This is a genomic window from Pseudoxanthomonas sp. OG2 (assembly GCF_014192765.1).
In the GTDB taxonomy this organism is placed as follows: domain Bacteria; phylum Pseudomonadota; class Gammaproteobacteria; order Xanthomonadales; family Xanthomonadaceae; genus Pseudoxanthomonas_A; species Pseudoxanthomonas_A beigongshangi.
The window spans coordinates 616,628-629,965 of record NZ_JACHYM010000001.1 but is presented as its reverse complement, the minus strand read 5'-3'; the positions used below and the strand labels follow the sequence as shown (position 1 = coordinate 629,965).

Sequence of the window (13,338 nt, the reverse complement as noted above, 5' to 3'; positions counted from 1 at the left end):
CTTTTCCTTTCTCGGGGCTCAGAGGTCGAACTTTATACCCTGCGCCAGCGGCAGCGAGTCGGAATAGTTGATGGTGTTGGTCTGGCGGCGCATGTAGACCTTCCACGCATCCGAACCGGATTCGCGGCCGCCGCCGGTTTCCTTCTCGCCGCCGAACGCGCCGCCGATCTCGGCGCCGCTGGTGCCGATGTTGACGTTGGCGATGCCGCAGTCCGAGCCGGCCGCCGACAGGAACTGCTCGGCCGCCTTCAGGTTCTGGGTGAAGATCGACGAGGACAGGCCCTGCGGCACGCCGTTCTGCATGTCGATGGCCTCGTCCAGGGTCTTGTACTTCATCACGTACAGGATCGGCGCGAAGGTCTCGTGCTGGACCACCTCGTCGGAGTTCTTCAGGCCGGTGACGATGGTCGGCAGGACGAAGTTGCCGGGGCGATCGATCGCGGTGCCGCCGGTCTCGACCTTGCCGCCGCTGGCCTTGGCCTTCTCGACCGAAGCGAGGAACTGCTGCACCGCGCCCTGGCTGTTGAGCGGTCCCATCAGGTTGGCCGGGTCGGTCGGATCGCCGATCTTGCCCTCGACCTGCTTGTAGGCCTTGATGAGGGTGGACAGCACGGTGTCGTAGATGGATTCGTGCACGATCAGGCGGCGGGTGGTGGTGCAGCGCTGGCCGGCGGTGCCGACCGCGCCGAACACGATGCCCGGGATCGCCAGCTTCAGGTCGGCGGTTTCGTCCAGGATGATCGCGTTGTTGCCGCCCAGTTCCAGCAGGCTGCGGCCCATGCGGCGGGCCACGCGCTCGCCGACGGTGCGGCCGACCTGGGTCGAACCGGTGAAGCTGATCAGCGGGATGCGCTTGTCGTCGACGAACTGCTGGGCCAGCTCGATGCCGGCGTCATTGATCAGGAAGAAAATGTCCGGAAAGCCGCCGGCCTTCAGCGCGTCATTGCAGATCTTCATCGACGCGATCGCGGTCAGCGGGGTCTTGTTGGACGGCTTCCAGATGCATACGTCGCCGCAGATCGCGGCCAGGAACGAGTTCCACGACCACACCGCGACCGGGAAGTTGAACGCGCTGATGATGCCGACCAGGCCCAGCGGCTGGTACTGCTCGTACATCCGGTGGCCGGGACGCTCGGAGTGCATGGTGTAGCCGTACAGCATGCGGCTCTGGCCGACCGCGAAGTCGGCGATGTCGATCATTTCCTGCACTTCGCCATCGCCTTCGGGCTTGCTCTTGCCCATTTCCAGCGCGACCAGCGAGCCCAGCGCGTCCTTGTGCTTGCGCAGCGCCTCGCCGCACAGGCGCACGGCTTCGCCGCGGCGCGGGGCCGGGGTGGTGCGCCAGACCTTGAAGGCTTCCTGCGCGCGCGCGACCACGGTCTCGTAGTCGGTCTGGCTGCTGGCATGGACCTCGGCAATCACCTCGTTGGTGGTCGGATTGATCGACTGCAACAGGCCGGCGTCGGTGGTCGTCGACCACTCGCCGCGGCCCAGGTAGGTGCCGGAGTTGGTCTTGCCAAGGCCGAGTGCCTTGAGGATGTCTGCGGGCATGGAGCGCTCCAGAAAAGATTCGAAAAAGGCGCGGCGCGACCTGCGCCGGCGGGCCGCCGATTTTAGCAGAGCGATCCCGTCGGCCCGCCTGGATCCGGGCCTTCCGTGGATGTGCTGAGCGGCTTGTTCGATTCGCCGAGTCCGCGGGCTTCCGGCAACCCGGATTTCGGCGATTCGCCGAGCGTGACGGCGCATCGATGGTGTCGCGATGCGGACCGGTGGCGCATGGCGGAGCGGCTACCTCGCCCCGGACCCGGGCATGACCCGCCAGGATCGATGTCCTCGCGGCGGTGGCATCGAGTGGGGTGGCGGAAGGGGTTTCCTGCCCGTGGGCGCCGTGACCGCGCGAATTGCCGGCATCGCTGCGGCTCGCCCCGGCAGGGCCGGAAGGGCGCCGCTAAGTGCTTGAAAGATGGCGGCCCCGGCGCGATTCGAACGCACGACCTTCCCCTTAGGAGGGGGACGCTCTATCCAGCTGAGCTACGGGGCCATGGCCGGCATTCTCGCATGAAGGGGCGGATGGGGCGACCGGCCCCGGCATGGCGTGGCCGCGCCGCGCCGGCGGGCATTTCAGAAATGACGCCCAGCTTCGTCTCAATGCCGAGCGACTCCCCGACGGAAGGAGATGGGACGCACGCCGGGCACGGCCATCCGTGTCGTGGATGTCCGGATGTCATTTCTTCCTCATCCGGTGTCGCGACGTTTCCTCGCGCGAATGCGAAGTGCGGGAGCGGCTTTTCCGCCTCGCAGCGAACGAAAATTCGCTGCGAGGCGAAGTCGTGCCTGGACAAAAATTGACCACATCGAATTGTGCCGAATTCCGTGCGCAATCCCGTCATCGCCGACTAGATGTCGAATGCATGACAAAAAGAATATTGAAGACGGGGCAGCGCTGACAGCGCAGGAAACGCACCCGCCATGCGACGGAGCCCGGGATTCGTGAGCGGCTCCGGACGCGTTCCGTTTCTACATTCGATATTCCAGGAGAGAGTCGCCGTGGTATCCCTTTGCCATCCGCCATCAGGAACGCTTCGCCATGGACCGGCGCTTACCCGCATCGCCGTCGCACTGGCGATCGCCATCGCGCCGCCATCGGCGCTGGCCCAGGCGGCCGACAACCCGCCCACGCCTGTTGACGCGCAAGCGGATGTTGCCCGGGCCGCCGACGAGCAGGCCGTGGATCTCGGCTCCGTGACGGTCACCGCGCGCAAGCGCGACGAACGCAACCTGGACGTGCCGATCGCGGTGACCGCGATCACCGGCGAACAGATCGATGCGATGGGCATCGACAACGTCGGCGACGCGATTTCGTTCTCACCCGGCGCGGCGGCGTACGATGCCGGCGGCGCGTTCACCTACATCCAGATCCGCGGCGCGTCCGCGCGCCAGGGCAGCAACGAGAACGGCTACTACCTCGACGAAGTGCCGTTCAACGGCGTGACCGTGCCCTGGTATCCGGAAACCCGCTCGTTCGACATCGAGCGCATCGAGATCCTCAAGGGGCCGCAGGGCACCCTGTTCGGCGAGGGATCCATGGGCGGCACGGTGCGGGTCATCACCCGCAAGCCCGAGTTCAACAGCTTCCGCGCGGGCGTGGAAACCTCGTACAGCAACACCGAAGGCGGCACCGACGGCTGGGGTGTCAAGGCAATGGTGAACGTGCCGCTGGTGGACGACACCCTGGCGATGCGCTTCGGCGTCACCGACGAGTCCCTTTCGGGCTGGCTGAGAAACCGCCAGACCGGCGAGGAGAACATCAACGAACAGCGCATCAGGACCGGCCGCGCCAAGCTGCGCTTCGCGCCGAACGAGCGCTTCAACCTCGATCTTTCGTACTGGAAGTTCAAGGCGCATTCGCCGGGCGGATTCGAGGCGGCCTACGACGACATGAGCGTGGATTCCTACTACGACGTGCGCAACGAATGGGATTCCGGCAGCCTGACCGCCAGCTATGCCTTCGACGATTCGCAACTGCTGTACGTGTTCTCGGACGGCAGCCTGTGGCGCGGGCTGAGTGGAATGATCAACCCGACAACGGCCTATGCGGGCACGGTCGACATCGGCGTGCGCACCCATGAATTGCGCTGGTCATCGACCGGCGAACGTGCGGTGGACTGGACGATGGGCTACTACCTGCGCAAGGCGATACGCCGGGATTCGTCCGCGATGACCGGCCTGTCGCCGACCCGCTCCTCGCAGACCAATGACTCGTTCTCGCTGTTCGGCGAAGCGACCTGGCACATCAACGAAAAATGGGCCGCGACCGCCGGCGTCCGCTACTTCGAGGACAAGGTCGACTCGATGGATGTCAGCGCGACCACGCGCAATACGCTGCAGAAGACCTTCACCAACACCAGTCCGCGGCTCAGCCTGTCCTATGCCATCGACGGGAATTCCACGCTCTACGCCAGCGCGGCCAGTGGCTATCGCTCCGGCCAGCTGCAGCCGATTACCTCGATCGAACTGGCCGAGCAGGCCGGGATCGACCTGCCGGTCGGCACCAAGCCCGACGCGATCTGGAGCTACGAGCTGGGCTACAAGGCGGTGTTCGACGAGGGACGCCTGTTGCTGGAGACCGCGGTGTTCTACAGCGACTGGAAGGATGTGCCGGTCTACATGTCACTGGCCGACGGCCTGTACAGCGGCATCCTCAATTCCGCCGGCTCCACCCAGAAAGGCGTGGAACTGGGGATCACCTGGATGCCGAACCGGTCGTGGGCGTTCAATTTCGGCGGCAGCGTGATCGACGCGGTCTACAAGGAAGATCTGGAAGGCACCCAGTTCCACAAGGGCACGCCGGTGTTCAACGTGCCCAGGACCACGCTCAACGGCGGGGTGGCCTACAACTGGCCGGTCGGCGATTCGCTCAAGGGCATCGCCCGCAGCGACCTGATGTACCACTCGCGGCGCGAAACCTCGGCCACCGCCGGCACCGAAGGGGGCGATGCGATCACCCGGCTGGCCGCGCGGGTTGGCCTGGAATCGCCCAGTGGCTGGTCCGCCTACCTGTTCGGCGAGAACCTCACCGACGAGGATGGCGCCACCGATGCCCGCAGCATGACCGGCGCGGCGACCCGCCTGCGGCCGCGGACCTTCGGTGTCGAGTTCCGCTACAACTACTGAGGGAAACTGCCCCTCCCGGCCAGGCCGGGAGGGGGATGGGCAGGGCTGTCGACGTCATTGATGCAACGCAGCACTTGACAGCCCGCCCGCTCTTCGTGTCCCCTACGGACATGCGCCCGAACGCCCCGTCCACCGTCGATTCCGCACGCCCGGCCCCGTCGCCGGCGGGGCGTTTCGCGTGCACGGGGGCCGCCTCGGCCGCCACCACTACCACCACCATTACCACCCCGATTAGCAGGGTGCGGTTGGTTGTGTTCGCGTAATTCGCAAACCACGGCCCCGCACCCGAATCAGGATGCGGGGGAGCCCAAAGCCTGATCCGTGTACCGGGCCTCCTATCGAGGTTCCGTCCATGTCGTCCAGCGTCGCCGCTCCACCCCAGCTTCCGTCCAAAACGCCGCAGTCCGCCACGGTCGTGCACAAGTTCGGCGGCACGTCCGTGGCCGACGCGGAACGCTATCGCCATGTCGCCCAGTTGCTGCTGGCGCGCGAGGAGGTCCAGCAGATCACCGTGGTCTCGGCGATGAAGGGCGTCACCGACGCGCTCATCGCCCTGGCCGAACTGGCGTCCGGCAACCTGGCCGAATGGCGCGATCGCTGGCACGAACTGCGCGCGCGCCACCGCGGCGCGGCGGTCGCGCTGCTGGCCGAGGACGCTGGTCCCACCCTGGAATGGATGGACGCGCGCTTCGACGAACTGGCCGAAATCCTCGGCGCGCTGGCGGTGATCGGCGAGTTGCCGCGCGAGGTGCTGGATCGGGTGCAGGGCCTGGGCGAAGTGTTTTCCGCACATCTGCTGGGCGAGTACCTGCGGGGGCGCGGCGAGGATTGCGCGGTGCTGGATGCGCGCGACGTACTGGTGGTGGACCGCGGCGATCTGGGCGTGGACGTGGATTGGCTGCAGAGCGCGCAGCGGTTGTCGGACTGGCGCGCCGGGCACCCGCAGCGGCGACTGGTGGTCACCGGTTTCGTCGCCCGCGACCGCTCCGGCCGCATCACCACCCTGGGCCGCAACGGCAGCGACTACAGCGGTGCGATTTTCGCGGCCCTGTTCAACGCCGACGAACTGCACATCTGGACCGACGTGGACGGCGTGCTGTCGGCGGATCCGCGAGTGGTGCCGGAAGCGGTGCAGCTCAGCGCGCTCAGCTACGACGAAGCCTGCGAACTGGCCTACTTCGGCGCCAAGGTCGTGCATCCGCAGACCATGTCGCCGGCCATCGAGCGTGGCCTGCCGATCGTCATCCGCAACACCTTCCATCCCGAGCATCCGGGTACGAGAATCACCGCCGCCAGCGATGCGCACGGCCCGGTGAAGGGCCTGACCCTGAGCCCGGATCTGGCGGTGCTGAACCTGGAAGGCACCGGCCTGATCGGCGTGCCTGGCACCGCCGAGCGCGTGTTCGCCGCACTGCGCGACGCGCGGGTGTCGGTGGTGATGATTTCGCAGGGGTCCTCGGAGCATTCGATCTGCTGCGTGGTCAAGAGCGCCGAGGCGCAACGGGCGCAGAACGCGCTGCTCAATGCGTTCGCCCATGAACTGACCATCGGCCAAGTCCAGCGCGTGCAGCGCACCGACGGGGTCAGCGTGCTGGCCGCGGTCGGTGACGGCATGGCCGGCCAGCCCGGCGTGGCCGCGCGCCTGTTCGAGGCGCTGGGACGGGCGCGGGTCAACATCCTGGCGATCGCCCAGGGTTCGTCGGAGCGCAACATCTCCGTGGCCATCGACAGCGCCGACGCGACCAAGGCCTTGCGCGCCGCGCACGCGGGATTCTGGCTGTCGCCGCAGACCTTCTCGGTCGGCGTGATCGGTCCGGGCAACGTCGGTGCCACCCTGATCGAACAATTGCGCGCGGCGCAGCCGCAATTGCTGGGCAAGGCCAACCTGGATCTGCGCCTGCGCGCGATTGCCTCCAGCCGCAAGATGCTGCTGGACGAGCGCGGCATCGGTGCCGACTGGCGCGAGCGCTTCGAGGCCGGCACGCAGGAGGCCGATCTGGATCGCTTCACCGCCCATCTGCTGTCGGCGCACCTGCCGCACGCGGTGATCGTGGATTGCAGCGCCAGCCCGGAAGTGGCCGAACGCTACGCCGACTGGCTGGCCGCCGGCATCCACGTGGTCACCCCGAACAAGCAGGCCGGCGCCGGTCCGCTGGCCCGCTACGAGGCCATCCGCGAAGCCACCGCCGCCAGCGGCGCGCGCTTCCGCTACGAGGCCACGGTCGGCGCCGGCCTGCCGGTGATCTCGACCCTGCGCGATCTGCTCGATACCGGCGATGCGGTGGTGTCGGTCGAAGGCATCTTCTCCGGCACCCTGGCGTGGCTGTTCAACAAGTACGACGGCAGCGTGCCGTTCTCGCAACTGGTCACCGAGGCGCGCGGGCTGGGCTATACCGAGCCGGATCCACGCGACGACCTGTCCGGCACCGACGTCGGCCGCAAGCTGGTGATCCTGGCGCGCGAGGCCGGGCGCTCGCTGGCGCTGGAGGACGTGGCGATCGAGAGCCTGGTGCCGGAAGCGCTGCGCAACGCCAGCGTGGAGGATTTCATGGCGCGGCTGCCGGAGGTGGACGCCGTGTTCGCCGAGCGCCTGGCGCAGGCGAAGGCCGCCGGCCAGGTGCTGCGCTATGTCGCCCGGCTGGACGGCGAGGGCCGGGCGCGGGTCGGGCTGGTCGCGCTACCGGCGGCGCACGCGTTCGCCAACCTGCGCCTGACCGACAACATCGTGCAGTTCACCACCCGGCGTTACTGCGACAATCCACTCATCGTGCAGGGGCCGGGCGCCGGTCCGGAAGTGACCGCGGCCGGCGTGTTCGCCGATCTGCTGCGGGTGGCCGCCGGACAGGGAGCCAGGCTGTGAAGGAGGAACAGGTGGGAGCAACGGCAATGACCGACACGGCGAGCGCGTTCTCGCCGGCTTCGGTGGGCAACGTGGGGGTGGGATTCGACATCCTGGGCCACGTGATCGAAGGCGCGGGCGATACCGTGCACGTACGGCGCATCGCCGCGCCGGAAGTGCGCATCGCCGACATCCGCGGCGCCACCGTGGATCTGCCGCGCGACGCGCCCGGCAATACCGCCGGCGCGGCGCTGATTTCGCTGCTGGAGGCGGAACATCCCGGCTTCGGTTTCGAAATCGAGATCGAGAAGGGCATCCCGCTGGGATCCGGCATGGGCGGTTCGGCCGCATCGTGCGTGGCCGCGCTGGTGGCCGCCAACGCGCTGCTGCCACGGCCGCTGTCGCGCGAGGCGTTGTATCCGCATGCGCTGGTCGGCGAAGCGGTGGCCAGCGGCGGACGCCATGGCGACAACCTCGGGCCGATGCTGCTGGGTGGCCTGGTGCTGTCGACCGCGGATCGGCTGGTGCCGATTCCGGTGCCCGAGGCGTGGCATTGCGTGCTGGTGCATCCGGACGCGGTGCTGGAAACCCGGCGCGCGCGTGCGGCGCTGGCCGGCGCCTACGAACTGAAGGAGTTCGTCGCCCAGAGCGCGCATCTGGCGCTGCTGCTGGCCGGCTGCCAGCGCGGCGATGCGACGCTGGTGCGCGAAGGGCTCAACGACGTGCTGATCGAACCGCGCCGCGCGCCGCTGATCGGCGGTTTCGACGCGGCCAAGGCGGCGGCGCTGGCGGCCGGTGCGATGGGCGCCAGCATTTCCGGCGCCGGACCCAGCGTATTCGCCTGGTTCGAGTCCCGCGCGCGGGCCGAGGCGGCGGCGCCAGGCATTCAGGCGGCGTTCGCGGCCGCGGGTTTCGACAGCCAGGCCTGGGTGTCGCCGATCGCGGCGCCGGCGGCGCGGTTGCTGTAGCGCGCGGATCTTTCGCGGGCGGCGCGGCCGGTGTTCAGCCGCCGACGCCCGCGATCACCGCCAACACGCGGTCGGCCACTTGGGCCACCGGCAATCCCTCCCCCTACGGAAAAACGATGAATTTCATCTCCACCCGCGATGCTTCCGAACCTGCCAGCCTGAGCGCGGCGATTGCCGCGGGCCTGGCGCCCGATGGCGGCCTGTATGTGCCCATGCGACTGCCTGCGTCGCGCACGCTGCGCGTCGGTGCGAACCTGGCCGATACCGCGACCGGGTTGCTGGCGCCTTTTTTCGAAGGCGATGCGCTGGCACCGGAGCTGCCGGCGATCTGCCGCGAAGCTTTCGATTTCCCTGCGCCGTTGAAGCCGCTGGCCACCCCGGGCGATCACGTGCTGGAGCTGTTTCATGGCCCGACCGCCGCGTTCAAGGATTTCGGTGCGCGCTTCCTGGCCGCCTGCCTGGTCCGGCTGCGGCAAGACGACGCGCAGCCGCTGACCATCCTGGTGGCGACCTCGGGCGACACCGGCGCCGCGGTCGCCGCCGCGTTCCATCGCCAGCCCGGCCTGCGCGTGGTGGTGCTGTATCCGGACGGACGGGTCTCGCCACGGCAGGCGCATCAGCTGGGATGTTTCGGCGACAACGTCAGCGCGCTGCGGGTGGCCGGCGCGTTCGACGATTGCCAGGCGTTGGTGAAGCGCGCCCTCAACGACGGTGCGTTGCAGGCACGGGTGCCGCTGAGTTCGGCCAACAGCATCAGCCTGGGCCGGCTGCTGCCGCAGATGAGCTACTACGCCGACGCGGCGCTGCGCCACCAGGCGTCAACCGGCGAATCGCTCAACCTGGTGATTCCGACCGGCAACCTCGGCAACGCGCTGGCCGCGATCCTGGCGCGCGCGCTGGGCGTGCCGCTGGGCCGGATCGTGCTGGCGACCAACGCCAACCGGTTACTGCCGGATTACTTCGGCGGCGGCGACTACGCGCCGCAGGCGAGCGTGGCGACGATCGCCAACGCGATGGACGTTGGCGCGCCGAGCAATTTCGAGCGGTTGCGCTGGCTTTATCGTGGCGATGACGCCGCATTGCGCGCCGCATTCACCGCGCGCAGCGTGGGCGATGCCGCGATTCGCGAAACCATCGCGCGCCGGCATGCCGATTTCGGCGAAGTGTTCTGCCCGCATACCGCCACCGCGGTGAACGTGCTGGAGCAATTGCGCGCGGCGGGCGAGGGCGGACATTGGGCGGTCGCCGCGACCGCGCATCCGGCCAAGTTCGAAAGCATCGTCGAGCCGTTGATCGGCCGACCGGTCGAAGTCCCGTCGGCGTTGGCCAATCTGCTGGCGCGGCCGGCCCACGCCGATCCGATGCCGGCGGATTACGACGCCTTGCGTGATCGGTTGGCGGCCCTATCCTGAGCGGCATGAAGAAAAACCTCGTCATCTCCCTGGCCCTGGGCATCGCCCTCGGCCTGGCCACCACCGCCAGCGCCCAGACCGCGCAGGATGCCAGCCGGCTGAAGCCTGGCGAATACATCTGGGCGCCGCAGGTCGCGCCGGAAGGCCCGGTGGTGCTGGTGGTCAGCCTGGACGAGCAGCGCGCCTACGTGTATCGCAACGGCATCGCGATTGGCGTGTCCACGATCAGCTCCGGCAAGCCAGGCAAGGACACGCCGACCGGCGTGTTCACCATCCTGCAGAAGAACAAGGATCACCGCTCCAACCTCTACAACAATGCGCCGATGCCCTACATGCAGCGGCTGACCTGGGACGGCATCGCCTTGCATGGGGGGCATCTGCCCGGTTATCCGGCCTCGCATGGCTGCGTGCGCCTGCCGCAGGCGTTCGCCGAACAACTGTTCGGCATCACCCAGCGCGGCGACACCGTGGTGGTAGCCAACGCCAAGGCCGCTCCGGCCAGCGTGGTGCACCCGGCGGTGCTGGCGCCGGTCACCCGCAGCGGCCAGGCGGTGGCGGCGCCGTTGGGCGAGTTCGAGGTCTATTGGAACGAGGCGGCGGCGCCGCAGGGGCCGGTCAGCATCCTGGTCAGCCTGTACGACCGGCGGGTATCGGTGCTGCGCGACGGCGTCCTGATCGGGTCGGCGCCGCTGCAGCGGGTCGGCGATCTGGAACTGAACGGCACCGTGCTGTTCGTGATGACCACGGAAATGGAAGACATTCCCAGCCTGCTGGATCCGCAGCGGCACCAGCACCGCTGGGTCGCCCACCGGGTGCTGGGCGAGGATGGCGCGGCGATGCCCACGTTGCAGGCGCTGGGCCAATCCTTCTGGGTACCGGAGGCGTTCTCGCGCCGCCTGTATGGCATCCTGCAGCCCGGTACCACCGTGCTGGTCTCGGATCTGCCCGGGGTGCGCGCAACGCCGGCCGAACAGCCGGCCGAGCCCGTCTTGGAATCGGATCCCGGCGGCCCCATCCAACCCTGACGCGATGGCCAGCGGAACGGCGCTCGCTACTTTCCTCCGTTGCCCCGTGGTTCCGTATGCCGCCCCGTTTCCGCCTGCTTTCCCTCGCCAGTCTGCTCGCCAGCGTCGCCTTGCCGGGGCACGCGCAGAACGCACCCGCCACGGGCCTGGTCGACCAGCTCGCGCGCACCGCGCCGAAACTGGATCGCAAGGTACTTTCGCTCGCCACCCAGGCGATGTCCTGCGCACTGCGCGGCACCGCGCTGCCGCCAACCCTGAGCGTGATCGACTATTCGCGCCCGTCCACCCAGCCGCGCCTCTGGGTGTTCGATCTGGCGCGGCAGCGCCTGCTGTTCGAGGAGTGGGTGGCGCATGGCCGCAACACCGGCGAAAACCTGGCCAGTCGCTTCTCCAATGAAAACGGCAGCTACATGTCCAGCCTGGGCGCCTTCCGCACCCAGGAAGCCTACGTGGGCGGCAATGGCTATTCGCTGCGTCTGGAAGGGCTGGAACCGGGCATCAACGACCGCGCGCGCGAACGCGCCATCGTCATCCACGGCGCGCCCTATGTCAGCGAAACCCTGATCCGCCAGCAGGGCCGGCTCGGCCGCAGCCTGGGCTGCCCGGCGGTGCGCACGGCGGTGGCGCGGCCGCTGATCGACACCATCCGCAACGGTTCGTTCGTATTTGCCTACTATCCCGACCAGGACTGGCTGCGTCATTCTCAGTTGCTCGGCGCGGCCTGCGAAGGCGGCACGGCCGGCACCACCGCCGCGCGCGCCCAACCCTGATGTCCTTCCGGAGCCCTTTCGATGAGCGAGAACCCGCGCCTGACCGTCACCCTGCACCAGGATCAGGATTTCCAGTTCCGGGTCCGTTTCGACGGCACCGCCATTCCCGAACTGCTGACCGATGAAGCCGAGCCGCTGGGGCAGGGCGCCGGTCCCAGCCCGACGCTGATGCTGACCACCGCGATTGCCAACTGCCTGTCGGCCAGCCTGTTGTTCGCGATGCGCAAGTTCAAGAACCAGCCGGGACCGCTGGTGACCACCGCGACCACCGAACTGGTGCGCAATGAACAGGGCCGGTTGCGGGTCGGCCACGTGCAGGTGGACATCCAGTTGGCCGAGGCGGCCGAGGCGTATCAGTCGCTGGAACGGTTGCTGGCCCAGTTCGAGAACTTCTGCACGGTGACCGAGAGCGTCCGCCAGGGCGTGGAGGTTTCGGTCAGCGTCCGCGATGCCGATGGCGTGCAGTTGCACGGCATCGAGGTGCCGGCCGGCGCCTGAACACCGCCGGCGCATCGGCCGGAACCCGCCGCGAACGCTTATCCGCCGGCCTGCGCTGCCGCCGGCGCGGCCACGTGGCATGATGCGGGGGTATGCCGAACATGCCCCGTCCCTCGTGATCGCTCCCATCAAAGGCAAGGCCACGTCGCTGGACATCGCCCATTTGGCGGGCGTGTCGCAGCCGACCGTGTCGCGCGCGTTGCGCGGCAGCCCGATGGTCAACGAGGAAACCCGCAAACGCATCCAGGCGATCGCCGCGGAACTGAACTACAAGGTCGACAAGAACGCCTCCAACCTGCGCCGCCAGCACTCCGGCACCATCGCGCTGCTGTTCTTCGAGGACCCGACCCCCGACGATTCCCAAATCAATCCGTTCTTCCTGTCGATGCTGGGATCGATCACCCGCGCCTGCGCGCTGCAGTCCTACGACCTGCTGATCTCGTTCCAGCAGCTGTCGACCAACTGGCAGGCCGACTACGAGGACAGCAACAAGGCCGATGGCCTGATCCTGCTGGGCTATGGCGATTACCTGGAAGCGCAGTCGCGGCTGGAGCAACTGGTCCAGCAGGGCACCCACTTCGTGCGCTGGGGCGCGGTGCTGCCCGGACAGCCCGGCGTCTCGATTGGCTGCGACAACTTCCAGGGCGGCCACGACATCACCGTGCACTTGATCGGGCAGGGGCGGCACGACATCGCCTTCCTCGGCCATGCCTCCAACCACTATCCGGAGTTCTTCGAGCGCTATCGCGGTTACGCGCAGGCGCTGCAGGCCGCCGGCAGTCCCTCGCAGCCGTCATTGCAGGTGGACGCGGTGACCAGCGAGCAGTCCGGCTACGAGGCGGTGCAGGAACTGCTCAGGCGCAAGGTCCGTTTCGATGCCATCTTCGCCGCCAGCGACCTGATCGCGATCGGCGCGATGAAGGCGCTTCACGAACACGGTCGACGGATTCCGCAGGACGTGGCGGTGGCCGGTTTCGACGACATCCCGCTGGCCGCCTTCGTCACCCCGGGCCTGTCGACCGTGCAGCAGGACACAAAGCGCGCGGGCCAGATCCTGGTCGACAGCCTGCTCCGGCTGATCAATGGCGAGGCGGTGGAAAGCCAGTCGATTCCCGCGCGGGTGATCCTGCGCGGATCCACCGGCGCCTGATC

9 protein-coding genes and 1 tRNA gene are annotated in these 13,338 nt (G+C 68.1%); 8 read left to right on the top strand and 2 right to left on the bottom strand.

Annotated elements, in window-relative coordinates:
- Positions 1-18: 18 nt before the first annotated feature.
- Both FHW78_RS02800 and FHW78_RS02795 read right to left on the bottom strand, forming a co-directional pair.
- Entirely contained in the window at positions 19-1,551 is a 1,533-nt protein-coding gene (locus FHW78_RS02800) for an aldehyde dehydrogenase family protein (RefSeq protein WP_183637425.1), read from the bottom strand.
- A 413-nt stretch (positions 1,552-1,964) separates the two neighbouring features.
- Positions 1,965-2,041, bottom strand: a tRNA-Arg gene (locus FHW78_RS02795).
- 506 nt (positions 2,042-2,547) lie between these two features.
- Here FHW78_RS02795 and FHW78_RS02790 point away from each other — a divergent pair.
- From FHW78_RS02790 to FHW78_RS02755, 8 genes are all read left to right on the top strand, one after another.
- Entirely contained in the window at positions 2,548-4,674 is a 2,127-nt protein-coding gene (locus FHW78_RS02790; RefSeq protein ID WP_183637422.1) for a TonB-dependent receptor, read from the top strand.
- A 352-nt stretch (positions 4,675-5,026) separates the two neighbouring features.
- Positions 5,027-7,534 (top strand): bifunctional aspartate kinase/homoserine dehydrogenase I, encoded by a 2,508-nt coding sequence (gene thrA / locus FHW78_RS02785; protein WP_183637419.1) that lies wholly within the window; start codon positions 5,027-5,029, stop codon positions 7,532-7,534.
- A gap of 26 nt (positions 7,535-7,560) precedes the next feature.
- Entirely contained in the window at positions 7,561-8,481 is a 921-nt protein-coding gene (locus tag FHW78_RS02780) for a homoserine kinase (protein WP_183637416.1), read from the top strand.
- A 116-nt stretch (positions 8,482-8,597) separates the two neighbouring features.
- Positions 8,598-9,893 (top strand): threonine synthase, encoded by a 1,296-nt coding sequence (gene thrC / locus FHW78_RS02775; protein ID WP_183637413.1) that lies wholly within the window; start codon positions 8,598-8,600, stop codon positions 9,891-9,893.
- Positions 9,894-9,898: 5 nt separating this feature from the next.
- Positions 9,899-10,918 (top strand): L,D-transpeptidase, encoded by a 1,020-nt coding sequence (locus FHW78_RS02770; RefSeq protein ID WP_183637410.1) that lies wholly within the window; start codon positions 9,899-9,901, stop codon positions 10,916-10,918.
- Between the two features lie 56 nt (positions 10,919-10,974).
- A complete protein-coding gene (locus tag FHW78_RS02765; protein WP_183637407.1) occupies positions 10,975-11,688 on the top strand; it encodes a murein L,D-transpeptidase catalytic domain family protein in 714 nt (237 codons plus the stop codon).
- 21 nt (positions 11,689-11,709) lie between these two features.
- Positions 11,710-12,186, top strand: coding sequence for an OsmC family protein (locus FHW78_RS02760; protein WP_183637404.1), 477 nt, complete (start codon positions 11,710-11,712; stop codon positions 12,184-12,186).
- 115 nt (positions 12,187-12,301) lie between these two features.
- Entirely contained in the window at positions 12,302-13,336 is a 1,035-nt protein-coding gene (locus FHW78_RS02755; protein WP_343205526.1) for a LacI family DNA-binding transcriptional regulator, read from the top strand.
- The last annotated feature ends 2 nt before the right edge of the window (positions 13,337-13,338 follow it).

Bases quoted from the DNA above. Each gene is read 5' to 3' on its own strand.
- FHW78_RS02800 (WP_183637425.1), bottom strand. From the start codon at position 1,551: ATGCCCGCAGACATCCTCAAGGCACTCGGCCTTGGCAAGACCAACTCC.
- thrA (WP_183637419.1), top strand. From the start codon at position 5,027: ATGTCGTCCAGCGTCGCCGCTCCACCCCAGCTTCCGTCCAAAACGCCG.
- FHW78_RS02780 (WP_183637416.1), top strand. From the start codon at position 7,561: ATGACCGACACGGCGAGCGCGTTCTCGCCGGCTTCGGTGGGCAACGTG.
- thrC (WP_183637413.1), top strand. From the start codon at position 8,598: ATGAATTTCATCTCCACCCGCGATGCTTCCGAACCTGCCAGCCTGAGC.
- FHW78_RS02770 (WP_183637410.1), top strand. From the start codon at position 9,899: ATGAAGAAAAACCTCGTCATCTCCCTGGCCCTGGGCATCGCCCTCGGC.
- FHW78_RS02765 (WP_183637407.1), top strand. From the start codon at position 10,975: ATGCCGCCCCGTTTCCGCCTGCTTTCCCTCGCCAGTCTGCTCGCCAGC.
- FHW78_RS02760 (WP_183637404.1), top strand. From the start codon at position 11,710: ATGAGCGAGAACCCGCGCCTGACCGTCACCCTGCACCAGGATCAGGAT.